The organism is Chitinophaga sancti (genome assembly GCF_034087045.1).
Classification (GTDB): domain Bacteria; phylum Bacteroidota; class Bacteroidia; order Chitinophagales; family Chitinophagaceae; genus Chitinophaga; species Chitinophaga sancti_B.
This window is the reverse complement of the sequence record NZ_CP139247.1, coordinates 7,792,147-7,818,376: the sequence shown is the minus strand read 5'-3', so window position 1 is coordinate 7,818,376 and position 26,230 is coordinate 7,792,147. Positions and strand designations below refer to the sequence as shown.

The following is a 26,230-nucleotide window of genomic DNA, read 5'->3' as shown; positions in this document are numbered from 1 at the left end:
CTGTATAAGTCTAACGTTAAGTAAACGTAAACAAATTGTTAATGGTTCAGAGTAGAAAAGAAAATCACACAAAAGTTATTCCAGCTTTAACTGTTGGCACGAGCTCAACAATATACAGCAAATTTACGATGTGTAAGTATATTATGTGCTTTTTCATTTTATGTGTGAGTACTGCTGTATATGCACAAAATAACAATGTGGTAAAACCTGACGTATTTCAGACAGGAATTAAACAATCGGGTGTACAGGTATTTGATGTACGTACCTTGGCAGAGTACAGTAGTGGGCACCTCCCGCATGCTATGCAGGCTGACTTTACACGTGACGAAGAATTTAATGAGAGAATAAAATACTTGAATAAGGAGCAGCCTGTTTATGTGTATTGCCTGAGTGGACCGCGTAGTAATGCCGCCGCAAAGAAGATGCGCGAAGCCGGATTCGCAAATGTTGTAGAACTGGACGGTGGTCTGACTGCCTGGAAACAGGCGGGTCTTACAGTTGAAGGGGGCGCAAATACCCCTCAGCTTACACTGATCGATTTTACCGGTAAGATCTCTGAAGGAGATGTATTAATCTACATAAGCGCTGACTGGTGTCCTCCCTGTCAAAAGATGGAGCCAGTGGTAGCTGCTTATTTAAAAGCAAATGCAGGTATAAAGTTGTTAAAAGTAGACGGTAGTAAAGATACGAACGTGATTAAAACGCTTGGTGCTACTACCTTACCTACATTTATCCTTTACAAAGAAGGAAAGGAAGTCTGGAGAAAAACAGGCATCGTAGAATTAAACTAATGTCATCTATGGCAAGCCGAGGCCAATTGAATTTATTTTATTGCTATTAGCTGGACCGTATCCCTATACCAGCAAGCCATTATCCAAACAAACAGAGGTTATATCAACCTCCTGAGAATTGCTTAAACACCTACCTGTTAAATAAAAGATGGTGTATCATACTAATTGATACACCATCTTTTTGTTTTATACATTGTAAATGTGGTGATACTTTTCTGTAGCGTAATCCAGGAAGTATTTAAACGCCAGTGGTTCTCCCGTTACCTTTGCACACAATTCATTGCTGGTGTAATACCTGCCATGGTGGTGGATTTCATCACGTAACCATGTGAGTAACTGTTTATAATCTCCTTTTGTAATCTGCTCAATCAATCCCGGTATCTGCTTTTGTGCAGCGATGAAAAACTGTGCGGCATACAAACTACCCAGTGAATATGTGGGGAAGTAACCGAAGCTACCATGTGACCAGTGAATATCCTGCAATACACCTTGATTATCATCAGGTACATCTACATGCAGGTATTCCTTGTAGTATTTATTCCAGACTTCATTCAGGTCTTTGGTAGAATAGGTGCCATCCAGTAATCCCTTTTCAATTTCATAGCGGATCATTACATGGAAGTGATAAGTCAGTTCATCGGCTTCGGTACGAATCAGGGAAGGTCGTACCTGGTTGATGGCTTTATAGAAATCATCCAGCGATACTTTTTGCAGGTTGTCCGGAAAGCGTGCCTGCAAAGCTGCATAGTGATGCTGCCAGAAGGGTAGGCTACGACCTACATTATTTTCCCACAGCCTTGACTGTGATTCGTGGATACCTAAGCTCGCAGCTTCGCCGGATGGTAGTCCGTAGCCATTTACAGGTAGTCCCTGTTCGTACAGGGCATGGCCACCTTCGTGGATACAGCTCCAGGTCATGTTCCCAAAATCCTTTTCATCGATACGTGTAGTGACCCTTACATCCTGTGGGTTGAAGCTGGTGGTAAACGGATGTTCTGAAATATCCTGTCTGCCGGCGTTCATATCATACCCCATTGCTTTCAGAATTTCAATTCCAAATGCCCATTGTGCATGACGGTCGTAGTGCAGGTGCAGGAAGTCTTTATTGACCTGTGGTTTTGATTCGATGTGCTTTAATAAAGGGGCCAGTGCTGCTTTTACATCAGCAAAGATGGTATCCAGCATGGAGGTATTCGCCCCTTTTTCATATTCATTCAGCAGTGCATTGTAGGGATGCCCGTTATATCCAAGTATGTCTGCCTCCTGTTTTTTGAGCGCAACCATTTTCGCCAGCACGGGTTCAAAGATCCTGTAGTCGTTTGCTTTTCTTGCCTTGATCCATGCATGGTAGCATTCATTGGTCGTGGTAGATAACTCAGCTACAAAACTGGCAGGGTACTTTTTATTTTTTTCATAGTCCTCGAGAGAGAGGGCGATATTCTTAGTAGCAATGATGTCCATATCCTGACGGGCATGCAGGGTGGTCAGTAATTCACCCAGTTTATCTTCAGTAAATAGCTCGTGCGCCATAGAACTGAGAGTGGTGATCTGTTGCCCGCGAAAGGCGGCTCCTTTTTCAGGCAGGTAAGTTTCCTGATCCCATCCCAACACAGCAATCGCATTGCGTATATCGGCGATCTGTTGCATTTTCGTTTTGTACAAGGCGTACAATTCACCCGAAGATTGTGTCGTCATGCCAGTTAGTTTTTTGCAATTTTAAATAATTCCCATCATATTTGCTTGTCATGAAAATTAAAGATATCACAGCGGCCATCGCCGCATTTGCACCATTGCAATACCAGGAAAGCTATGACAATGCCGGTTTACTCTTCGGCAGTGGCGACTGGGAGGTAACAGGTGTACTGCTCTCCCTGGATACGACAGAAGCGGTAGTAGACGAGGCGATCAGCAAGGGATGCAACCTGATCGTGGCACATCATCCCATTGTATTTGGTGGTCTGAAAAAGATAAATGGTGCTAATTATGTAGAGCGGGTGGCTATCAAAGCTATCAAGCATGACATCGCTATATATGCAGCGCATACCAACCTGGACAATGTGAGGAACGGGGTCTGTGAGATGATGGGGCAGCGGCTGAGCCTGAAAAATACCAGGGTATTAGCGCCTAAAAAGGAGCTATTAAGAAAATTATACACTTTTGTACCTCATGAATCTGCCGAAAATGTCAGGTCTGCATTATTTGCAGCCGGTGCCGGACATATTGGCGCATACAGTGAATGTAGTTATAATGGGGCAGGAGAGGGAACTTTTAAAGCCGGAGCAGGCACCCAGCCTTATGTTGGGGAGGTCGGAACCCGTCATTTAGAAGCAGAAACGAAGATCGAGGTTATTTTTCCCTTATATTTGGAACAATATGTGATCAAGGCTCTTTTAGCCAGTCATCCTTATGAAGAAGTGGCCTACGATGTGGTAAAACTCGAAAACGAGTACGCACAGGTTGGGTCCGGTCTGATAGGAGAGCTGGAAGCGCCGATGGACGAGATGGCATTTTTGAAGTTCGTGAAGCAGCAGTTCGATACCGGTTGCGTCCGGTATACCCCACTCAGGAACAAGCCAATTAAAAGGGTGGCACTCTGCGGAGGAGCCGGAAGTTTCCTCCTGAAAAGGGCAATTGGGGCTGGAGCCGATGCATATATTTCGGCTGACTTTAAATACCATGAGTTTTTTGACGCTGAAAATCAAATAGTTATAGCGGATGTTGGACATTTCGAGAGCGAGCAGTTTACGGTTGACTTATTTTTTCATATATTGACTGAAAAATTCCCTAATTTTGCGCCTCTTAAATCTACCATTCGAACAAACCCGGTAAATTATTTATAAACACATTACATGGCTACTGTAAATAAAGATTACTCCGTAGAGGAAAAATTGGTGTCTGTACTTAGACTACAGAAGATGGACTCCAGACTGGATGAGATCCAGGTGTTGAAGGGGGAGTTGCCGATGGAAGTTAAAGATCTGGAAGACGAGATCGAAGGGTTAAACACACGTCTGGCCCATGTTGAAGACGAAATCCGTGGCATTCAGGACTTCATAACTAACAAGAAGAACCAGATTAAGGAGTCAGAAGCGCTGATTAAGAAATACGAGAAGCAACAGGATAACGTAAAGAATAACCGTGAGTTCGAAGCTATCACCAAGGAACTGGAAATGCAGTCCCTGGAAATCAAGCTGGCTGAGAAACACATTCGCGATGCAAATGACGAGGTAAAGGACAAGAGCCGTACCCTGGAATCAGCAAAGAGAACCATTGGTGAAAAAGAAGCGAACCTGAAACACAAGAAAGGTGAGCTGGAAAAGATCATCGGTGAAACTGAAAAAGAAGAGAAAGCTTTCTACAAACAAAGCGAAGAAGCTCGTGCAAAAGTAGAACCCCGCCTGCTGGCAGCTTACGAAAAAATCCGTAAGAACTACCGTAACGGTCTGGCTGTAGCTACTGTAGTGCGTGATTCCTGCGGTGGTTGCTTTAATGCAATTCCTCCTCAGCGTCAGGCGGAAATCCGTCAGCGCAAGAAGATCATCATCTGCGAACATTGCGGTCGCGTGCTGGTAGACAATGATCTGGAAGCAACTGTGACTATTTAATTAATATAGTTCCAAGAATAATTTTGAAAAGGGTTGTATCGTTTATGATACAACCTTTTTTCATTGCAGGCGTTTTTGGTTTGGAATTTGACGTAAAGCCGGCAGTTGTAAATATATTTGTGTTCATGCGTACCGTATTCCTGTTGGGATTGTTCCTCGCTCTTTTTTTTCCTGCTGTAGCCCGGCAAAAAGTATATGACTTTAATCCCCGCTGCCAGCAAGCCTATGATGCCATTATGCAATTGAAGGTTACCACGGGCACCGCTCTACTGGAAGCCGAAAAAAAAGAGCATCCCGATAACCTGATACCTTACTTTCTCGAAAATTATATCGACTTTTTCAATCTCTTTTTCAACGAAGATCCTGCTGTATATTCGAAACGAAAGGACCTGCGGGACCAGCGGTTGGATATGATGGCTTTGGGGCCTGAAGATAGTCCTTACTACCTGTATACCCAGGCAGCCATTCGTTTTCAGTGGGCTATGATCCGCATCAAGTTCAGCGAAAAGTGGGATGCCGTATGGGAAATCAGGAAAGCATTTGTGCAGTTTAAAGACAACCAGCGTAAGTTTCCGCAGTTTCAGCCAAACAGGATGATGATTGGTGCATTGCAGGCCGTATTCGGTACTATCCCCGAAGGCTATCGCTGGATTTCCAATATACTGGGCATGAAAGGCAATATCCGCGAGGGTATGCGGCAGGTACAACAGTCTGCCGAGAGCAATAATGACGTAGCGTTAATATTCAGGGCCGAAGCTTCTTATTACTTTTGCTACCTGAAACTGTTCATTGAAAATAAACCGGAAGATGTATGGGCATTCATCCAGAAACATCAGCTGGATACAAAAAATAATTACCTCTTTGCCCTCATGGTAGCGAATATCGCTATGAACAACCAGAAAGCAGCACTGGGTATCAAAACCCTGTCTGACAGAAATGACAGTGGCGGATACCTGGATATCAAATACAATAATTACCTGCTTGGGGTATTGAAACTGGACAGGCAGGATGAAGATGCAAATGTGTACCTGCAGCGATTCACCGACAACTTCAGGGGTAAATTTTATCTCAAGGAATGTCTGCAACGTTTAAGCTGGTACTATTACCTGCATGGGAATATGGATGCTGCCAATAAATACCGGGCACAGATCCTGACCCGGGGCAATACAGAAACCGATGCAGATAAGCAGGCCCTTAAAGATGCAAAAGGTGGTAAATGGCCGGATGCTGTACTACTGAAAGCACGATTACTGAGCGATGGAGGTTTTTTTAGCGATGCCCTGAAATTGTTACAAACGAGAAAGGCGGCAGACTATGCCCGCATGGAAGATAAACTGGAATATGCCTATCGCCTGGGGAGGATATATGATGAAATGGGAATGGATGATAGTGCAATTGCCATGTATGAAGTAACCATAAAAGCAGGAATGAACAGACCAGAATATTTTGCTGCAAGAGCATCCCTGCAAATGGGTTATATTTATGAAAAGAGGAATGACAGGGTGAAAGCACAACAATGTTATCAGACTTGTCTGGATATGAAAGGACATGATTATAAGAACTCACTGGATCAGCGGGCAAAGGCCGGAATTCAGCGATTGAACGGAGGTTGAGGTAGTCGCTGCGCAGATACAGTTCGTACCGAGAAATTTAATTTGCGGAATATTTTCCCATATGCTACAAAAACTAACAATTAAGAACTACGCCATTATTGAACAGCTGGAAGTAGATTTTTCCGGGAACCTGAACGTCATCACGGGCGAAACGGGTGCAGGTAAATCTATTCTGCTGGGCGCATTGTCATTGATACTTGGGGAGCGTGCAGATCCGGGGGTATTGCACAGTAAGGATACGAAATGTGTGATAGAGGGGAATTTTAAGGTGAAGAAATCGCAGGTGGCAGATTTTTTCCAGCAGCATGAACTGGATCTGGAAGATCAGCTGATCATCCGGCGTGAAATCAGCACCGCTGGTAAGTCCCGTGCATTTATCAATGATACTCCTGTGAACCTGTCCCAGCTACACGAACTGAGTCAGTACCTGGTAGACCTGCATCAGCAGTTCGATACCCTGGAACTGGAAAAGTCCGATTTTCAGCGGGAAGTACTGGATGCCCTGGTCAACCAGCCAACAGCCCTGCAGCAATACCAGCAGGGATATGGCAGATATGTAGCCGTACAGCGGGAGCTGAAGCAGCTACATGACCTGCGTAACAATGCAAATAAAGAACTGGATTATAATAAATTCCTGCTGGACGAACTGACAGAGGCCAGCTTCAGGGATCATGAAATAGAGGAGCTGGATGCGGAGTTGAAGGTGCTGAGTCACGCGGAGGAGATCCGGAATACCCTGAGCAAGGTGTACTTCCAGTTAAAAGAAGATGAACAACCTTTATTGCAGCAATTAAAACAGATTCAATCATCTGTACAGGGGTTGGCTAATTTTCATAAAGAAGCGCCGGCCATTGCAGCGCGTTTGCAATCAGCATATGTAGAGTTACAGGATATAACGGGAGAAATCGGGCATATGAATGATCAGGTACAAACGGATGGTGCCAGGTTAGAACAGCTGAACGAACGTTTATCACTCGGGTACAGATTGCTGAAGAAACACGCAGCACAGCATACGACCGAGCTGCTGAAGATCCAGGAAGAACTAACGGGCAAGGTAGAAGGAGTGCTGAACCTGGATGAAAAACTGGAAGGGTTAGAGAAAGAGCTGGAAACTTTACAGGGTAAGTTACAGGCACAGGCAGCAGGTATTACAGCTGGCCGTGAAAAAGCGGCAGGTCCGTTTGAAAAATCTGTGAATGCTTTGCTGGCACAGGTAGGTATGCCAAATGCAAGGTTGAAAGCATCGATAGTAAAAGGTGCATTGAACCAATTTGGACAGGATGTCATAGAGTTCTTATTCGATGCGAATAAGAGCGGCAACTTTGCACCTATCCGGAAAGTGGCGTCTGGTGGTGAGTTGAGCAGACTGATGCTGTGTATCAAATCACTGGTTGCACAGTCAGTAGCATTGCCAACGCTGATCTTTGATGAGATAGATACAGGTATCTCAGGGGAGGCGGCCCGCCAGGTAAGCTTTATCATGGAAGGCATGGCCAAAGGGCACCAGATCATCTGTATCACGCACCAGCCGCAGATTGCGGGTAAGGCCGATGCGCATTATTTTGTGTTTAAAGATATGAAGTCAGGAAAGGTGCAGACGAATGTAAGGTTGCTGACAAGAGAGGAGAGGATCAATCATATTGCACAGATGATGAGTGGGGAAAAGCCGACGGCTGCAGCCCTGGAAAATGCGAGGGAGCTGGTAAAATAGGGCCTTATCAATTAATGTTTTTTTTTCAACTATAACGCCTATTTTTGCCCCAAATAATTATCAACCCAATGGCTTATAACTTATTAAAAGGAAAGAAGGGTATCATATTTGGTGCATTGGATGAAAATTCCATTGCCTGGGCAACCGCACTTCGCTGTGTGGAAGAGGGCGCTGAAATCGTGTTGACAAATGCACCTATCGCTTTACGTATGGGAGAGATCAACAAATTGGCAGAAATTACCAATGCTCCTGTAATACCAGCAGATGTGACCAGCCTTGAAGACCTGAACAATCTGTTCACTAAATCCATGGAGCATTTTGGCGGTAAAATAGACTTCGTACTGCACTCTGTAGGTATGAGCCTCAACGTGCGTAAAGGAAAGCCTTATACTGACCTCGACTACGACTTCTCCCATAAAACCTTTGATATTTCAGCGATGTCCCTTCACCGTGTGTTGCAAACAGCTTATAAGCTGGACGCACTGAACGAGTGGGCTTCTGTAGTAGCACTGACTTACATCGCTGCACAGCGTGTATTTCCAGACTACAGTGAAATGGCTGATGCAAAATCCCTGCTGGAATCAATAGCACGTAGCTTCGGTTATCACTATGGTATCAGCAAAAAGGTACGTATCAACACAATTTCTCAGTCACCTACCCGTACTACTGCTGGTAGCGGTGTAAAAGGTTTTGAAGGTTTTATCAACTATGCTGAGAAAATGAGCCCATTGGGTAATGCAACGGCCAAACAATGTGCTGACTATACCGTATCACTGTTCTCTGACCTGACAAGGATGGTGACCATGCAGAACCTGTTCCATGACGGTGGATTCTCTTCTACCGGTGTAACGATGGATGTGATGCTGCAGATGGAAAAATAAGATAGTACGATCCAAAAATAATAGCCGTGAAAGTGAATATTAGCTATTCATTTTCACGGCTTTCTGTTTTATACCACAAAAATAGTAGTTTCTTTATCTGGCATGGATTTGCGCCAGATTTTGCCGGTAATTTTACTCCAAAAAAAGCCGGTCCTTCAATGAAGGAGCGGCTTGGAAATTTTTTAGCATAGGCAAATTTGCTGAGGCAACAATAAATGGAATATCTATGCGCTAATATTCGTCTTCATTAAAGAAGAAGTCATCCTGTGACGGATAATCAGACCAGATATCTTCTATTCCCTCATAAATTTCACCTTCGTCTTCCAGTTCCTGAAGATTCTCAATCACTTCAATCGGTGCACCGGAACGGATGGCGTAATCAATTAATTCGTCTTTAGTAGCTGGCCATGGAGCATCCTCCAGGTATGAAGCTAATTCTAAGGTCCAGTACATGTTATTGAAATTTTTACTGTCTTAAATTTTGGCAAAAGTATTATTTAATTTGAAATAAACAACTATTACTATCTTAACGGTGAATTACTTTTATTCAAGTATGCTGACCGCACGCAATCTTACCAAAAATTATTCCAACTTACCCGTTTTGAAGGGAGTGGATGTAACTGTGAACAAAGGAGAGATCGTTACGATAGTAGGATCTTCCGGAGCTGGGAAAAGCACCCTGCTGCACATTCTGGGTACCCTGGATACGCCTACCTCCGGAGAGGTATGGCTGAATGATGTGAACCTGACAGCACTCAAAGGCAATGCACTGGCTGATTTTCGTAACCGACACATGGGATTTATTTTTCAGTTCCATCATCTTTTACCTGAATTTACCGCGATAGAAAACGTTTGTGTACCGGGTTTTATAGCCGGTCATAATAAGAATGAAGTCAAAAAAAGGGCCGCTTTTTTGTTGGAAACTTTAGGCCTGGCTGACAGAATGGATCATAAACCCAACGAATTGTCAGGCGGGGAGCAACAAAGAGTGGCAGTTGCCAGGGCGCTGATCAATAACCCGGATATCGTAATGGCCGATGAGCCCACCGGTAACCTGGATTCGCACAATGCCCGGGAGCTGCACCAGCTGTTTTTCCAGCTGAGAGACCAGTTTAAGCAAACCTTTATCATCGTTACCCACAATGAGGAGCTGGCACCGTTGAGTGACAGGCAACTGGTCATGAAGGACGGGAAGATGCTCTAAAACCTATCTTATGTCATTTAAGATTTACACCAAAACCGGCGACAAAGGACAGACCTCCCTGATCGGGGGTACTAAAGTTTCCAAGAGCAGCCTTCGCATTGATGCTTATGGCACGGTAGACGAGCTCAATTCTTATATTGGGCTGGTGAGTGATTATATCTCTTTTGATGGAAATATGGTCGCTTTTCTGCGCGAAATACAGGATCGTTTGTTTACAGTGGGAGCTTCACTGGCCTGTGATCCTGAAAAAGATATTAAAATGCGTATTCCGGATCTGTATGAGAAAGATGTACAGGTGCTGGAAGCCAGCATTGATGCCATGAATGAGGAACTGCCGGAGATGAAATCATTTATTCTGCCCGGTGGGCATGTGGCGGTGTCTACAGCGCATGTAGCCCGTTGTGTATGCCGGAGGGCAGAGCGCTTAGTGGTAAGGGTACAGGAGAATGAGGAGTTTATAGCACCATTGGTACTACAATATTTAAACCGGCTGAGCGATCATCTTTTCGTATTAGCAAGATGGATAGGCCACCGGTTGAAGGTGGAGGAGATTAAGTGGACGCCGAGGGTGGGAGCGTAGGTTTGATGGATTGACCAAAGTAGGTTTGAAAGAGTGACCAGCGTAGGTATGATGGAATAACCAGCGTAGCCTTCTTTGAAAAATTAGCCTGGCCTTCCTGGAGTGACCAGCTAAGGCTTGCCGGAAAGGCTCCCTTTTTACGCTTTGACCAGCATACTATCCTCTACAGATCTGTCTGATTCAATCAGACCATCCCTGAGCCGGATAATTCTTTTGGCGTGGGCAGCAATGTCTTCTTCATGTGTAACGAGTACAACCGTATTGCCGGAGGCATGGATCTGTCCGAAGATCTCCATGATTTCCACGGAAGTTTTGGTATCGAGGTTACCAGTAGGCTCATCCGCCAGAATAATGGAAGGGTCATTTACCAGTGCGCGGGCAATAGCCACACGCTGACACTGACCACCGGAAAGCTCGTTGGGTTTATGTTTGTAACGCTCTCCCAGACCTACTTTTTCCAGCATATAGATGGCTTTTTCCTCTCTTTCCTTTTTGCTGATACCTGCATAGATCAGTGGCACGGCCACATTTTCGTACGCGGTGAGGCGGGGCATGAGGTTAAATTGCTGGAATACAAAGCCGATTTCCTTATTCCGTACCCTGGCCAGGTCATCATCTTCCATTGTGCTTACATCATGGCCATTCAGGATATATTTTCCGCTGGTAGGGGTATCGAGTGCCCCGAGCATATTCATTAAGGTAGACTTTCCGGAACCGGAAGGGCCCATGAGGGCAACATATTCATTTTTGAAAATGTCCATGTTAATACCTTTCAGCACGGGTAATTCATTAGAACCCATGTAATAGCTTTTACGGATATCTTCTAAATGGATGACGGATTGTGGGCGCATTTGCTTACAGTATTAGATACAAGATGATTGCCTGAGTTGTGCTATCTGGTGGTATAAGGATTACTTTTTGATCACTTTAGGAACTTTAAAGTATTGATCATTGGCTGCGGGTGCATTTTGTAAGCCTTCTTCCCGGGTGATGGAAGGAACCACTTTATCCTCACGGTACACATTACGATCGGCAGTCATGTGCAATAATGGCTTAACCTCTGTGGTATCCAGTTCATTCAGTTTTTCCACAAAGGTGATCATTCTCTGTAAATCTCCCTGGATGGATGTTTTTTCCGCCGGGGTAAATTCAAGTCTTGCCAGGTCTGCTAATTGATCTACCAGCTGTTCGTTCACTTCCATAAGTCAAATTAAATGAAAAGATAATAAAATATTTATTAAACCGGCGTTAAAGTTACTAAATACTAAAGAGAGTGTTACCTGAAAAATGCGCTCCTCTGGCAGGGTAGCTCCTAAGAATTTCCTAAATTGCACCCCATTATGGCAAACAAAGAGATAGTAGTAAGCGGTATCCGCTCTACCGGTTTTTTACACTTAGGTAATTATTTCGGCGCAATCCGCAATTATGTAAAGATGCAGGAGGCCTATAACTGTTATTTTTTCGTAGCAGACTGGCATTCCCTGACGACCCATCCTGATCCCAAAGACCTGCGTGGTAATGTTTACCGCGTACTGGCTGAAAATATAGCTTCGGGCCTCGACCCGGAAAAGGTAGCGCTCTACGTACAGAGCGATATCCCTGAGATCGCAGAATTGTACCTGTTGCTCAATATGATGGCTTACAAAGGCGAACTGGAGAGGGTACCTACTTTTAAGGACAAGGTACGCCTTCAACCAGAAAACGTTAATGCCGGTCTACTTACTTATCCTGTACTCATGAGTGCCGATATCCTCGTGCACCGTGCTGTAAAAGTGCCGGTAGGTAAAGATCAGGAACAGCACCTGGAAATGGCACGCAACTTTGCAAAGCGTTTTAACGAACGTTATGGAGAGCTATTCCCTGAACCGGTTCCATTTAACTTTGGTGATAACCTGATAAGGATCGCAAGCCTCGATGGTACTGGCAAAATGAGTAAGAGTGAGAACCAGATGGCTACTTTGTACCTGTCTGACAGTGATCAGTTGATCAGAGAGAAAATGATGAAGGCAAAGTCTGCCACAGGTAAAGAAGAAGATGGTAGCATGCCGGAAGCGGTCGCAAACCTCTTTAGCCTCATGGAGCAGGTATCTACCCCGGATGTAATCGCCCACTTTATGAAAACTTTCGAAGACGGTACTATCCGTTACGGCGACATGAAAAAGCAATTGGGCGAGGACATGGTGAAATTTATTGCACCTATCCGCGAAAAAGCCAAATCATTGCAGGAAGATCCGGCCTACCTGAACAAAATTATGCGCCATGGAGCTGAGAAAGCGAGAGAAAGTGCGGCACAGACTTTGCAGCAAGCGAGAAAACTCATCGGAATTAACTATTACTGATCATAAGAAGAACTGCAACATTTTTAGGCTGATAACCAGATAAAATTGTAAATTAATGGGATGTCATCTAATGGTAGTTGCTGCTCGCTGCTTCAAATTAATGATTAGTGACCTCGATACATCATGGCAAAAAATAACAAGCTCAAACACATCGCGATAGCCGGGAACATTGGTGCCGGTAAGACCACACTTACTGAACTGCTAGCAAAGCATTACAAATGGGATCCCCAGTTTGAAGATGTAGAGCACAATCCATATCTTAATGATTTCTATGAGGATATGCCGCGCTGGTCCTTCAACCTGCAAGTGTATTTCCTACATGGAAGATTGAAACAACTGTTGGAAATTCAGAATGGCAATGATATTGTGATTCAGGATCGTACCATCTATGAAGATGCGCACATCTTTGCTCCTAACCTGTATGAGATGGGGCTGATGACAAAGCGCGACTTTGACAACTACTTTAATTTCTTTGAGACGCTGAAGTCAATGGTGAAACCACCGGATCTGCTGATCTATCTCAAAGCTTCTGTACCTACCCTGGTGGCACAGATTCAGAAGAGAGGAAGAGAGTATGAAGAGAATATCCGACTGGACTACCTGAAGCGACTGAATGAATATTATAATAACTGGATAGAAAGATATACAGAAGGACCTTTGTTGATCATTGATATCGATAAAAATAAGTTTCCGGAGAGTGATGAAGATTTAGGTGAGATTATTTCGAAGATTGATTCACAGCTGCACGGGCTGTTTTGATAAGAAAAAATGCAGGCTGATTTAAAATGTCAGCGCCGCAGGCTATCCAAAAAAAGTCTCCCACCGTTTCGGCAGGAGACTTTTTTTTTGTAACTTCTATATATGAAATCCATTGTTGTTACCATTGTTTGCACCTGGTGCATGCTCACCATTTGTGCCCAACCTACTGCAGGTACCTATACGAAACATCATCAATACCTCTTCACCGCACTACAAAATCAAGCCGGCCTTACCTGGCTGAAAGGCCCTGCTATCGGTATAAATACAGAAAGACGTTTTTTACTAAATGCACTCAGTATCCACACCCTTGCTATTGCATGGCCTACACACTCCGGCACCTTCGCCGGCATTCTTAAACAAACAGGATTCCGTGCCTGGCATGAACAATTATTTGGCCTTGCTTACAGCCATAACATGGGAGAGAAATGTAGCGTAGGTATGCAGGTAAACTACCTGAATACGATGACGATGGGATATGGTAGTACCCATGCCCTGACAGCGGAAGCAGGTACCCTGGTACAAATCACCCCGGTGTTATTTGCAGGACTACATGCATTTAATCCTGTCAACACACCGGATGTACCTGTGATCTTCTCAGCAGGGTTGGGATATGAAGCCAGTGAAAGTTTCTTACTAAGTACTGCATTGATCCAACAGGAAGGCTTGCCACCTGCCTTCAAAGTCATGTGTGAATACGCATTCATCCCTCAATTCCTCATGGAATTAGATTGGTGTAATGATCCTATGCAAAGAAATATGGCGGTGTCATTTGGGCTAAAGAAACTATTTATAAAAGTATATGCAGCCCATCATCCACAATTAGGTTTCTCACCCGGAACAACGATTATATGGCAAGTGTAAAATTGATAATAGTAATATTGTGTATGCCATTATTAGTATACGCAAGACAGGAAGATGATATTGTCAATGATGATATGCAATGGCAACAGCTGGAAGTATACAAAAAACATCCTTTATCACTGAACAGGGCAGACATTGCTGAACTCACTTCATTAGGGCTGTTAACTTCATTACAAATTGATGAATTGATCAATTATAAAAAGCAATTCGGCAACCTGTTAAGCATCTATGAATTACAAGCTGTGCCTGGGTTTGATGAAACAACTATTCAGTTAGTATTACCCTATGTAACAGTCGCAGAAAATATCAAACCAGACAAAAGTCCAATCACCTTACTGGCAAGAAAAGACCTGTTCCGATATCGTAGTTCTACCATAGGCATGCAGCTGAAAAAGGATAATTATAGTGCTTACTATTTCATCAAAAATCACAGGAAAATAAAAGCCTTAGCGATCGGAGATTTTACTGTAAACATGGGACAAGGTTTGATTAACTGGCAGGCATATGCACTGGGCAAAAACAGCATGATCACACACATCAAAAGAGAAGGAGAGATCATAAGAGGTTCAAATACCAGTGGTGTGAATAGAGGCGCCGCCATTACATTGCAACAAGGTCATTGGGAGACCACCGGTATTGTATCTCTACATCAGTTGGGCGCAAATGTCTCTTATAAATTACCACAGGCACACATTGGCATCAACTGGCTGGAACATAATGTCAGCATGGATTACGCCATCTCCATCCGCAACTATCATCTATTCGGCGAGCTGGCTGTCAATCATCGCACAGCTACCATCATAGGTATGCTCACAAGTGTTGGTAAGAGCGCAGACCTTGCCCTGTTTTACAGAAATTACAACACAAACTATCAACCCATTCATGCCAATGCAATGGGAGAAAATTCAAGTCCTGTCAATGAAGAAGGATTGTACACAGGGATCAGTATACACACTATTAAACACTGGCAACTGGATGCCTATGCAGACATCTTCCACTTCCCAAGATTGCAATATAAAACCAACGTACCTACGGACGGACAGGAATTATTTGCATCGCTGACCTACACACCTGATAAAGAAACACGAATCTACTTCAGGTACCAATACAAACAAAAATTCCAGCAATCAAAAGGGAATGAATTTATTCCACCGATGATTGAAACCCGCCATGAAAATTACAGGTTTCAACTCACATTATCCCCAGCCAAAGACTGGACGTGGAAAACACGTGTAGAAGCAAACACCTGGCAGGATGATAGTGGCAACCAGTACGGAGGTCTATACCAGCAGGAACTGGCCTGGCAGTTCCCCAAATGGCCACTGCGCTGTACGCTTAATTACATCTGGTATAGCACAGGAGGTACTGCTACCCGCTTTTATATTCCAGACAGAAGCGTGCTATACGATTATAATTTGTCTCAATTGTATGGCAAAGGAGCGAAGCAAAGTTGTACCCTCCGATGGAAGCAAAAGAAACATTGGCAGGCATGGGCGAGAATTGAAATAAAGGGAACTTTGACAATGCAGGTAGTCTATACTGTGTAGCATTAAGCATTCCCATTAAGTGACATATATCAGCTGGTGAGAACAAAAAACTATCACCTCCTTATCAAGGAAAAAGTTTCATAATGTTTTAAAAAACGACCAAAATCTCATTACAAAATCAATAAAACTGTTTAAAAATGCTAAAATATTGCAGAAATAGAAGTGTTATTGAATGTTAAATTTTCTTCTATAGAATATTGCAAATAATTTGCATACATATGAAAAAAAATTGCACTCTTAAAAAAAGGTTAAATTTTTCTTGGTGGTGAGTAAAATTTTTCTCTAAATTGTGCTCTTCAACCAAAATCTAAATCGTAATCATGAAAGAGGCCAGTTACTCTTTATCCTGTTTATATTTTCTGAATGATTTGTCAACCTGTGTACAGCGGTGTAGCAGTACGCTTTTTTGCTTATGAACAAAGGATAAGATTATTCTGTGCTTCAAACTACCATCCAGGTTCTTGCCGCCTTCATCCCGGATGGTAACTTTTAAAACAACAACAACTAAATCGAATAACAACTAAATCGTAATAAGACCAGCAATACTGTGTTCTGAAAACTTATTGACCAGAGAAAAACTATTGAATTAGGGGAACCTATATAAAACTTTTATTGTCAACTAAAATCTAAATCGTTTATGAAAAGAGCGTTACTCTTTTTCACCATGCTCATGGTGAGTGTAACCCTGACGTATGCGCAACAGCGCCAGGTTACAGGGAAAGTCACCGGCCCGGACGGTTCACCTGTACCTTTTGCTACTGTACAAATCAAAGGAACAAACACTGGGACAACCACAGATCAGGATGGATTTTTCAAACTGAACGCAAAACCAGATGCCGTATTGATTATTCGCAGCGTAGGATATATAGCACAGAACATTCCGGTAGGTTCATCCGGTACTGTCAACATCGCATTGAAATCTGATGACCAAAACCTCCAGGAAGTAGTAGTAACCGCTCTGAACGTAAAGAGAAATAAAAACGAACTGCCTTACTCTGCACAGATAGTGGCTCCTGAAGACTTAAACAGAACAAGAGATGTGAACATTACTACCTCACTGGCCGGTAAAGTTTCAGGTCTTGAAATCCGTAAAAATAATACCCTGGGTGGTTCCACGAATATCGTACTGCGTGGCGCCAAATCCCTGACAGGCAACAACCAGGCTCTTTTCGTAGTAGATGGTGTACCTATCGATAACTCTAACACCAACACCAAAGATCAGACAGAAGGTGTGGGTGGTTATGACTATGGTAACGCTGCCGCAGATATCAACCCGGACGATGTAGAATCAGTGAGTGTACTGAAAGGTGCCGCTGCTACTGCATTGTACGGTTCCCGCGCTTCCAATGGTGTGGTAATGATCACGACCAAAAAAGGTGCAAGAGGATTTGGTGTTACCTTCAATACAGGTGTGAATGTAGGTAAGTACGATCCTTCCACATTTGCAAAATATCAAAACAAATATGGAGCTGGTTATGGCTCTGGTTACGGTTCTCCGGATGGTTACTTCTACTACACCGATGTAAATGGTGATGGCGTAGATGACCGCGTAGTACCAGTTACAGAAGATGCTTCCTATGGTGGTAAGTTCGATCCTACTTTACAGGTATACCATTGGGATGCTTTTTATGACAAGTCACCCAACTACATGAAGACCCGTCCATGGGTTGCTGCCAGCAACAATCCAAGCGCACTGTTCGAAACTGCTATAGGTACCAACAACAGCATTTCAATAGATGGTGCCAGCGATAAAGGTTATTTCAAACTGGGCTATACCAAATTTATTGACAAAGGTATTATGCCAAACAGCCGTATTGCAAAGGATCTCATCAACTTCGGCGCTTCTTACAACATCTCCAACAAGTTAACCGCAAGTGCATCTGTCAACTCTTCTATCATCGATGGTCTGGGCCGTTACGGTACAGGTTATGACTCCAAAAACCTCATGACAAACATGAGAGAATGGTGGCAAACCAACGTAGATGTGAAGGAACAGAAAGACATGTACTTTGTTGAAAAGCGTAACATCACCTGGAACCAGGCAGATGTTGGTGCGCTGAACCCTATCTTCTGGGATAACCCTTACTGGACAAGATATGAGAACTATGAAACTGATGGCCGTACCCGTCACTTCGGCAACATCAGCCTGAACTATAAAGCAACTGACTGGTTAGACATCGTAGGCCGTGTATCATTGGATAATTACAATGAACACCAGGAAGAAAGATCCGCAATCGGTTCTATCGATGTTTCAAAATTCAGCGAATTCAAACGTTCCTTCAGCGAGTATAACTACGACCTGATGCTGAACTTCAACAAGAATATTACCCAGGACCTGACCTTCAAAGGTATTCTGGGTGGGAACGTAAGACAGACTAATATTAGCTCTATCTTATCTTCTACCAACGGCGGTCTCCTCATCCCTCGTTTGTATGCCCTGCTGAATACAGCAAACCCAATGGAGGCACCTACCGAAATCGCTACCAGAGAAGAAGTAGATGGCATTTATGCCGCTGCCAATTTCGGCCTGAAAGAATTATTATTCCTGGATCTGACCCTGAGAAGGGATCAGTCTTCCACACTTCCTAAAGGCAACAATAGTTACTATTATCCCTCTGCCTCTCTTGGCTTTGTATTCTCTAAGCTGATACCGGAAGCTACCTGGTTATCCAATGGTAAAGTAAGAGTAAACTGGGCAGAAGTAGGTAACACTGCACCCCCATTGTATACTCAAAACTATTACGATGTGCCAACTGGTATCGATGGGGTAGCATTAGGTTCAGTAGGTGGTACCAAGTATAATCCTGATCTGAAACCAGAAAAAACAAAGAGTTTCGAAGCCGGTCTGGAAATGTCTTTCCTGAATAACCGTTTAGGTTTCGATGCGACTTACTACAAACAAAATACCGTTGACCAGATCGTACCATTACCAGTTTCCACATCCACTGGTTACGATTACAAAGTGATCAACGCTGGTAACATCCAGAACCAGGGTATTGAATTGTCTGTATTCGGTACACCTGTAAAAACAAAAGACTTCTCCTGGACAATTAATGTAAACTGGTCCCGCAACCGAAATAAGGTAGTATCATTACCTGGTATTGACAAATTGCAGATTGGTGACTTCCAGGGTGGTATTACTGTAAATGCAGTCGTAGGCCAGCCTTACGGAACTATTACTGGCTCTGACTATATCTACAAAGATGGCCAGAAGGTGGTAGATGCAGATGGCTACTATGAAATCACTGGTACCTCCAACCATACTATTGGTAATGTAAACCCTGACTGGATTGGTAGTGTCTCCAACACAGTTAAATATAAAAACCTGGCGCTGAGCTTCCTGATCGACGTACGTCATGGTGGCGACATGTTCAACATGGATATGTACTATGGTCTGGCTACAGGTCTCTTCCCTGAAACAGCACTTGTCAATGATCTGGGCAATGAGTCGAGAGCACCTCTCAGCGAAGGCGGTGGTGTAATTCTGCCTGGTGTAACTGATGATGGTAAACCCAATGCTACACGTATTGCCAACGATTATGGTGTATATGGTTACTACTACAATGCAGACAAAGCATTCGTATACGATGCGAGCTATGTAAAACTGCGTGAAGTATCGCTGACATACTCTTTACCAACATCTTTGATCAGGCACATCAATCCTTTCAAAGGCATAGATCTTTCACTGACAGGTCGTAACCTGTGGATCATACATAAGAACATGCCTTATGCAGATCCTGATGATGCAATGAGCTCCGGTAACGCACAGGGCTTTATGGTGGGTAGCTACCCTTCCGTAAGAACTTTTGGTGCTAACCTGAGATTACGTTTCTAAAAGTGCTGATCAGATGTTTAAAAAAAGTAAAAAAGTAATCATGAAAAAATATATCATATACGGTTCCTTTGCTGCAATGGGTATACTGTCTACGGTATCCTGTACAAAGAACATTACCGACTTAAATACAAATCCGAATAAACCCAGCTCCGTAAGTGCGTCTTCACTGTATGCCAGTGCAACAAAAGAAATGGCAGATGCGATCACCAGCACAAACGTAAACCTGGGTATCTTCAGGTTGATCGTACAGCAATGGACGGAGACTACTTACATCGATGAGAGCAATTATAACCTCGTGACCAGAACAATTCCTGACAACTTCTGGGACGCTTTCTACACAGATGCGCTGATGGATCTGAAAGAAGCAAAAACAGTACTGGAAGCAGATGAAAGCACCGATGCTACTGTGAAGAAAAATATGCTGGCACAGATCGATGTGATGTCAGTATATGGCACCTCTGTATTGGTAAATACCTTTGGTAATGTGCCTTATTCACAATCACTGAATTCTGACAATCTGTTCAACAAATACGATGACGCACATACCATCTATACTGACCTGATCGCCCGTCTGGATGCCGATCTGGCTGCATTCGATGAAAGCGCAACAGGTATGGGTACCTCCAATATGTTGTTTAGTAGTGATGAGATTGTAAACTGGAAAAAGTTTACCAACTCCCTGAAATTACGTCTGGGAATTTTGCTGGCAGATATTGATCCGGCTACAGCACAAACTATTGTAACAGCAGCATCTGCAGGTGCATTTGATACACAGGGTGAATATGCAAAGTTCCCTTACTCAACCGTTCCTCCAAATACCAACCCACTGTGGGAAGATCTGGTACAGAGCGGACGTCAGGATTTCGTAGGATCTAATACATTTGTTGATTATATCAACTCAGTAGAAGATCCAAGAAGACCTTTTTATTTCACTACCATTGGTGGTATATATAAAGGTGGTACTAATGGAGTAAAAAGTCCTTATGCAAACTATTCACATCCCGGCAGCCTTTTGGAGCAGAAAGACCTGCCTGGTGTGTTCATCGATTATTCTGAAGTGGAATTTATCCGTGCAGAGGCTATAGAAAGAGGCTGGGCTGTAGGTGGTACAGCAATTACACACTATAATAATGCAATTACAAATTCAATTCTTTACTGGGGTGGTACAGAAGAGGATGCTGTAACCTACCTGGCAAGAACAGATGTAAATTATCTGACTGCTGCTGGTGACTGGAAACAGAAGATTGGTATGCAGGAATGGATTGCATTATACAATCGTGGTTTTGATGCATGGACGGCACAGCGTCATTTGGATTATCCTCAGTTGACGCCTCCTCCAAAGGCCCAGTCTGGATATCCGGTGCGTTTCACTTATCCGATTGCAGAACAGAACCTGAATACTACTAATTACAATGAAGCAGCTTCTGCTATTGGTGGAGATGTGGTAGAGACGAAGTTGTTCTGGGATATTTATTAATAAGCAATACCCTAATAATAAGAAAAGGTTGCCGGTGTTTACCGGTAACCTTTTTCGTTAAAGAGACCCGCTGCAGTAAGGACGTTTGTTTTTTTTCTGATGTGGTAACTTCCTAAACAGTAAGAACTCGTTTTTCCGGGGAAAATCAATGGATTTCTACCATGCTATACCAGGGCAATCCCTGTAAATGAACTATTTATAATCCCTGTATGTTATAATTATAATTGAATGCTTTACGGAAACTAAAAATCTAAGGGAACGACCATATTCTGATCCTAAACTGTCAGGATGCTTCTATTTGTAAGTTTTTAATTCGCACCATATTACATGAAACCGTGCTGCACCGCAGCATGCATCCTCTTCATGCCATGTGGTTAACATAATAAACCATCTCCGTTATGTTAAAACACTTACTTACCTTATTCATTATTGTATCTCTCCTCACAACACTACATGCACAACAACGTGTGGTAACCGGTAAAATCACCGGTCCTGATGGAGGTCCAGTTCCTTTCGCGACCATCCAGGTCAAGGGAACCAACAAAGGTACTACTGCCGACCCGTCTGGTAATTTTAAGTTAGCCCTCGACATGGACAATGCGATACTTCAGATAAGGAGTGTCGGCTATACCATGAAAGAAGTTCCCGCAGGCAGCGGTGGCGTAGTGAATGTCTCTCTTGCACAAGACAATCAAAACCTTCAGGAAGTTGTTGTTACAGGTCTTGGCATCAAACGTGAAAAGAAAGCACTCGGCTATGCCGTACAGGATGTAAAAGGTGACGAACTCACGAAAGCAAGTCAGGGCGACGCGCTCAGGGCGATGTCCGGAAAGGTAGCTGGTATGCAGGTAATCGGTTCCGGGGGTACACCCGGTGCCGCTACCTATATCAAATTAAGAGGTACCAATTCACTCACTGGAAACAACCAGCCTTTATTTGTAATAGATGGCATCCCCGTCGATAACGGACAAAACTATTCCGGCGACCCATCTGATGGTACGAACAATTTATTGCAGGGTGCTACCAACACCAACCGAGGTGCAGATATCAATCCTGAAGACATTGAAAGTGTCTCTGTCCTGAAAGGCCCTGCAGCTGCAGCTTTGTATGGGATTGACGCTGCGAACGGTGCCATCATCATCACCACCAAAAAAGGAAAGGCCGGCAGAATGCAGGTCGATTTCAGCACAGGTATTTCCTTCGATGTAGTGAACCGTTTGCCAGGCATTCAGAAACAATATGTAAAAGGATCGGGGGGCGCCATTGCTCCATTTCTATCCAGTAACCGGTATTCATGGGGAGCCAATATAGATACCCTTTACTGGGATGGTAATGCCAATGAATGGGATAAACACGGTAATGTAGTTGGCGCGTCCGATGCAGCTGCAAAAACGAAGTTTGTACCTTATGATAATACAAAAGATTTCTGGCGCACTGGTGCAACTTACAACAATTCGCTTTCCTTCACAGGTGGTACAGATGCAGCGACTTACCGCATGTCTGTTTCTCACATGTACCAGAACTCTATCGTGCCGTTGCAAAGCTATACACGTACTTCCATCGCGATGGCAGGTACATTGAAAATATCTGACAGGGTAAAGGTATCCGGAAATCTGAACTACACCAATGATGGTGGTAATATGCCACAGAATGGTAGTAACACCTCCGGTATCATGCTGGGGCTGACCAGGACACCCATCTCTTTTGACAATTCAAATGGAGGATTAAAAGCAGACGATCCGAACACTTACCTATTGTCAAATGGATTAGTCAGATCCTATAGAAACAGTACCTATGATAATCCATACTGGACCATCAATAAAAATCCATATACCACATCAGTCAATCGTCTGATCGGTAGTACACAACTGGATTGGAATATCTGGAAAGACCTTTCCCTCACTTACAGGGTGGGTACAGATGTATACCAGGATAACCGTCACCAATACTACGAAATCCAATCAGGTGCTTATTCCGGTGGACGTGTGTTTGATGATAGATATACCTACAGAAGTGTGAACTCAGATGCGATCCTGACATGGGCAAGACAACTCTCTAAAGATTTCAGACTGGATGTAAAGCTGGGTAACAACTATTACTCCCGCAAGCTCGATGAGTTGTATACACAAGGTGATGGTCTGACCGCTGCGGGGTACGACAACATCAGTAATGCCACCGTACAGAAGTCTTATAATTTCGTTACACCATATAGAAGAGTATCCGGTTATTTTGATATCAACATGGATTACAAATCAATGTTGTTCCTGGAAATAACAGGACGTAATGACTGGTCTTCCACATTGCCAAAGAACAGCAACTCTTTCTTCTATCCATCTGCCAGTTTAGGTTGGGTATTCACAGAGCTGAACGGATTGAAGGATAACGATGTACTGAATTTTGGTAAGATCCGTTTGTCAGTGGCACAGGTAGGTAAGGACCCCGGTGAGTTCCGTACCCGCTCGTTCTTTGCACCTACTACATTTGCAGATGGTTATACCTCTGGCGTCTCTTTCCCGTATGATAGCAAAGGTGCTTTCTTCCTTGACAATGTATTGGGTAACCCCGGTCTGAAACCAGAGAAAACAACATCCTACGAAGCTGGTTTACAACTGCAATTCTTTCACAACAGATTGGGAGTGGATGCGACTTACTACTACTCAAAAGGTACTGACCTGATCGTACAATCACCGATTGCAGGCACATCCGGTTTCCAGTTTGTGACATTGAATGCAGGTAGTATCCGCAACAATGGGGTGGAGCTGACATTGACTGGTAAGATCCTTGCAGACAGGCCATTTACCTGGGATATGAACATCAACTACTCCATGAACAGGAGTAAGGTGCTGAAACTGGCACCGGGTATCAGCCAGATCACAGTCAATGGTTTTACAGGTACAGTCATCGCGCATTTACCGAACCAACCTGCAGGGATCATCTATGCATATGGTTGGCTCAGGGATAGCCAGGGACGAATCGTGATCAGCGATAAAAGTGATGACTATGGTTATCCGGTGGTATCAACAGCGCAAAAAGCAGTTGGTAACCCTAACCCAAAATTCCTGATGGGATGGGGCAATACATTCAGCTATAAAGGATTTACCCTGTATACGCTGGTTGACTGGAAATGTAAGGGAGATATATGGAATGGTACCCGTGGGTCACTGATGGCGATTGGTACATCCAAATATACGTTGAACAGGGGCTCGGAACATACATTTAACGGTGTGCTGGGGCACCTGAGTGATGCGGGCGAAATCGTACACACAGAAGGTGGTTCAGAAGTAGCGGGTGTAGGAGCAGTCAATACCACAGCAGTACCACTGGATGAAGCCTGGTACCAGGGAAATGGCGGTGGATTTGGTGCACAGACAGAGAGCTTTATCGATGATGGCTCTTATGTAAAACTGCGTGAAGTGACTTTGTCATATGATTTCAAAGGATTCAAAGAATCGAAGTTTATAAGGGGTATCACGGTAAGTACGTTTGCACGTAACATCATTTTATGGACACCCTATAAGGGGATAGACCCGGAAACAAGTTTGACAGGAGCGACAAATGCACAGGGGATTGATTATTTCAATATGCCTGGTACATCCAGTTATGGTCTGAATTTGAAGTTCCATTTCTAAACCGTTAAAAAGTAAGATCATGTTCCGAACAATAAAATTTATCGTACCTGTAATGATATTGATGGTAGTGGCGGGAGGCTGTAAACGGGCTTATTTTTACGATGGCATCAACGAAGATCCTTCCCAGCTGCACAATCCGACACCTTCCTCCATCTTAGCGGGTGTGGAACTGGCTTCTGCTTATAATTGGGGAGGTGATCCTTCCAGGTTTGCATCTCTCTTTATGCAGCAAACGACAGGTGCTGCAAACCAATCTGTGAGTTACAGTCTTTACAACCTGACACCTGATGATGTGGATAATATGTGGAACGCAGGTTTCTATGCAGGCATCATGACAAACTGCGATACCCTGATCAGGATTGCATTGGCAGATGGTCAACTGCACTATGCAGGGATAGGGATGATCATGATGGCGACCAATCTTGGTCAGGTAACAGATTTCTGGGGAGATGTACCTTACACCGAAGCATTTCAGGGGTTGAATAACACCTCTCCAAAATACGATTCGCAGGAACAACTGTACGATACGTTGCATAGTTTGCTGGACAGGGCCATCACTTTTTTAAGCACAGATGATGGTTCTGAGTTTCAGCCCAGCAAAACAGACGACCTGATGTATGAGGGAGATCTGAATATGTGGATAAAATATGCGCATTCACTGAAAGCAAAATTCTACCTGCATACGGTAAAGGTGAATACTTCGGCTATCACTAATTGTCTGGCGCAGATCGCCAGTGGTTTTGCAGCAGGAGAGGGGGCTTCTCTCACATTTGTAGGTAGCAGTGCGGTAACGACACAGAGCCCCTGGTTCCAGTTCAATGACCAGCGGGGGGATATCACCTTTGATGGCTACCTGAATGACCTTATGTATGCTGCGGGGGATGACAGGTATGGGGTGTATTTTGATACGTCAGACAGTACGTTGTTGGGTAGTTTATATGGTTCAGAGAATTCTCCTGTGTATTTTATGAGTTATGACGAGTTGAAGTTCATCGAAGCAGAGGCAGAATTCCGGAATGGCAATACAACAGCCGCAGCTACGGCTTACAATGATGCGGTGGCAGCGAACCTGTTGAGAACGGTGGATAGTACGGATTATCTGGCGAATGTGACAAAGACAGCGGCGAATATTACACTGAAAGATATAATGGTACAAAAGTACATTGCATTGTTCCTAAGCCCTGAAACATGGACAGATTGGCGCAGAACCGGTTATCCTGCGCTGACTGCTCCTTCCGGGAATGTGTTGAATGGCTCATTGCCGAGGTCTCTTTATTATCCGAGCAGTGAGGTGAGGTATAATACGAATACCCCATCCAACACGACTTTGACGAGAAGGGTCTGGTGGGATGCCCAGTAATTCGGAATTAAATTTCAACAAAAACCGGTGGCCGCCAC

At 43.8% G+C, this 26,230-nt stretch carries 20 protein-coding genes; 16 read left to right on the top strand and 4 right to left on the bottom strand.

Annotation, left to right across the window (positions count from 1 at the left end):
* Positions 1 to 164 precede the first annotated feature (164 nt).
* Positions 165 to 791: a rhodanese-like domain-containing protein gene (locus SIO70_RS31320; RefSeq protein ID WP_320577582.1), complete on the top strand. Its 627-nt coding sequence runs from the start codon at positions 165 to 167 to the stop codon at positions 789 to 791.
* A gap of 186 nt (positions 792 to 977) precedes the next feature.
* Here SIO70_RS31320 and SIO70_RS31315 read toward each other — a convergent pair whose 3' ends face one another.
* Complete coding sequence (locus tag SIO70_RS31315) at positions 978 to 2,486, bottom strand: carboxypeptidase M32 (protein WP_320577580.1); 1,509 nt, start codon at positions 2,484 to 2,486, stop codon at positions 978 to 980.
* A gap of 50 nt (positions 2,487 to 2,536) precedes the next feature.
* On the opposite strand from SIO70_RS31315, the gene SIO70_RS31310 reads away from it, so the two are divergent.
* From SIO70_RS31310 to SIO70_RS31290, 5 genes are all read left to right on the top strand, one after another.
* A complete protein-coding gene (locus SIO70_RS31310) occupies positions 2,537 to 3,631 on the top strand; it encodes a Nif3-like dinuclear metal center hexameric protein (protein WP_320577577.1) in 1,095 nt (364 codons plus the stop codon).
* A 9-nt stretch (positions 3,632 to 3,640) separates the two neighbouring features.
* Entirely contained in the window at positions 3,641 to 4,396 is a 756-nt protein-coding gene (locus tag SIO70_RS31305; RefSeq protein ID WP_320577575.1) for a zinc ribbon domain-containing protein, read from the top strand.
* A gap of 44 nt (positions 4,397 to 4,440) precedes the next feature.
* On the top strand, positions 4,441 to 6,009 hold the full coding sequence (locus SIO70_RS31300; protein WP_320577574.1) for a tetratricopeptide repeat protein: 1,569 nt from the start codon (positions 4,441 to 4,443) through the stop codon (positions 6,007 to 6,009).
* 61 nt (positions 6,010 to 6,070) lie between these two features.
* The gene (recN, locus tag SIO70_RS31295) at positions 6,071 to 7,720 is read left to right on the top strand and encodes a DNA repair protein RecN (RefSeq protein ID WP_320577572.1); all 1,650 of its coding nucleotides are present in this window, start codon (positions 6,071 to 6,073) and stop codon (positions 7,718 to 7,720) included.
* Positions 7,721 to 7,788: 68 nt separating this feature from the next.
* The gene (locus tag SIO70_RS31290) at positions 7,789 to 8,601 is read left to right on the top strand and encodes an enoyl-ACP reductase (protein WP_320577570.1); all 813 of its coding nucleotides are present in this window, start codon (positions 7,789 to 7,791) and stop codon (positions 8,599 to 8,601) included.
* 231 nt (positions 8,602 to 8,832) lie between these two features.
* On the opposite strand, the gene SIO70_RS31285 is transcribed toward SIO70_RS31290, so the two are convergent.
* A complete protein-coding gene (locus SIO70_RS31285) occupies positions 8,833 to 9,054 on the bottom strand; it encodes a DUF2795 domain-containing protein (protein ID WP_012794455.1) in 222 nt (73 codons plus the stop codon).
* A 100-nt stretch (positions 9,055 to 9,154) separates the two neighbouring features.
* Here SIO70_RS31285 and SIO70_RS31280 point away from each other — a divergent pair, with 100 nt between their 5' ends.
* On the top strand, positions 9,155 to 9,805 hold the full coding sequence (locus SIO70_RS31280; protein ID WP_320577553.1) for an ABC transporter ATP-binding protein: 651 nt from the start codon (positions 9,155 to 9,157) through the stop codon (positions 9,803 to 9,805).
* 10 nt (positions 9,806 to 9,815) lie between these two features.
* Positions 9,816 to 10,385 (top strand): cob(I)yrinic acid a,c-diamide adenosyltransferase, encoded by a 570-nt coding sequence (locus tag SIO70_RS31275; protein WP_320577551.1) that lies wholly within the window; start codon positions 9,816 to 9,818, stop codon positions 10,383 to 10,385.
* A gap of 137 nt (positions 10,386 to 10,522) precedes the next feature.
* On the opposite strand, the gene SIO70_RS31270 is transcribed toward SIO70_RS31275, so the two are convergent.
* Together SIO70_RS31270 and gatC are read right to left on the bottom strand one after the other, a co-directional pair.
* Positions 10,523 to 11,236, bottom strand: a complete 714-nt coding sequence (locus SIO70_RS31270) for an ABC transporter ATP-binding protein (protein WP_320577549.1) — start codon at positions 11,234 to 11,236, stop codon at positions 10,523 to 10,525.
* 60 nt (positions 11,237 to 11,296) lie between these two features.
* Positions 11,297 to 11,587, bottom strand: coding sequence for an Asp-tRNA(Asn)/Glu-tRNA(Gln) amidotransferase subunit GatC (gene gatC / locus SIO70_RS31265; protein WP_083726247.1), 291 nt, complete (start codon positions 11,585 to 11,587; stop codon positions 11,297 to 11,299).
* Between the two features lie 138 nt (positions 11,588 to 11,725).
* Here gatC and trpS point away from each other — a divergent pair, with 138 nt between their 5' ends.
* From trpS to SIO70_RS31225, 8 genes are all read left to right on the top strand, one after another.
* The gene (trpS, locus tag SIO70_RS31260; protein ID WP_320577547.1) at positions 11,726 to 12,724 is read left to right on the top strand and encodes a tryptophan--tRNA ligase; all 999 of its coding nucleotides are present in this window, start codon (positions 11,726 to 11,728) and stop codon (positions 12,722 to 12,724) included.
* Positions 12,725 to 12,847: 123 nt separating this feature from the next.
* A complete protein-coding gene (locus tag SIO70_RS31255; RefSeq protein ID WP_320577546.1) occupies positions 12,848 to 13,483 on the top strand; it encodes a deoxynucleoside kinase in 636 nt (211 codons plus the stop codon).
* 102 nt (positions 13,484 to 13,585) lie between these two features.
* On the top strand, positions 13,586 to 14,344 hold the full coding sequence (locus SIO70_RS31250) for a hypothetical protein (protein ID WP_320577544.1): 759 nt from the start codon (positions 13,586 to 13,588) through the stop codon (positions 14,342 to 14,344).
* Positions 14,345 to 14,367: 23 nt separating this feature from the next.
* The gene (locus SIO70_RS31245) at positions 14,368 to 15,891 is read left to right on the top strand and encodes a helix-hairpin-helix domain-containing protein (protein WP_320577542.1); all 1,524 of its coding nucleotides are present in this window, start codon (positions 14,368 to 14,370) and stop codon (positions 15,889 to 15,891) included.
* Positions 15,892 to 16,528: 637 nt separating this feature from the next.
* Positions 16,529 to 19,726: a SusC/RagA family TonB-linked outer membrane protein gene (locus tag SIO70_RS31240; protein ID WP_320577540.1), complete on the top strand. Its 3,198-nt coding sequence runs from the start codon at positions 16,529 to 16,531 to the stop codon at positions 19,724 to 19,726.
* A 40-nt stretch (positions 19,727 to 19,766) separates the two neighbouring features.
* Positions 19,767 to 21,203: a SusD/RagB family nutrient-binding outer membrane lipoprotein gene (locus tag SIO70_RS31235; RefSeq protein ID WP_320577538.1), complete on the top strand. Its 1,437-nt coding sequence runs from the start codon at positions 19,767 to 19,769 to the stop codon at positions 21,201 to 21,203.
* Positions 21,204 to 21,601: 398 nt separating this feature from the next.
* A complete protein-coding gene (locus tag SIO70_RS31230; RefSeq protein WP_320577536.1) occupies positions 21,602 to 24,832 on the top strand; it encodes a SusC/RagA family TonB-linked outer membrane protein in 3,231 nt (1,076 codons plus the stop codon).
* Positions 24,833 to 24,851: 19 nt separating this feature from the next.
* Entirely contained in the window at positions 24,852 to 26,192 is a 1,341-nt protein-coding gene (locus tag SIO70_RS31225; protein WP_320577534.1) for a SusD/RagB family nutrient-binding outer membrane lipoprotein, read from the top strand.
* The last annotated feature ends 38 nt before the right edge of the window (positions 26,193 to 26,230 follow it).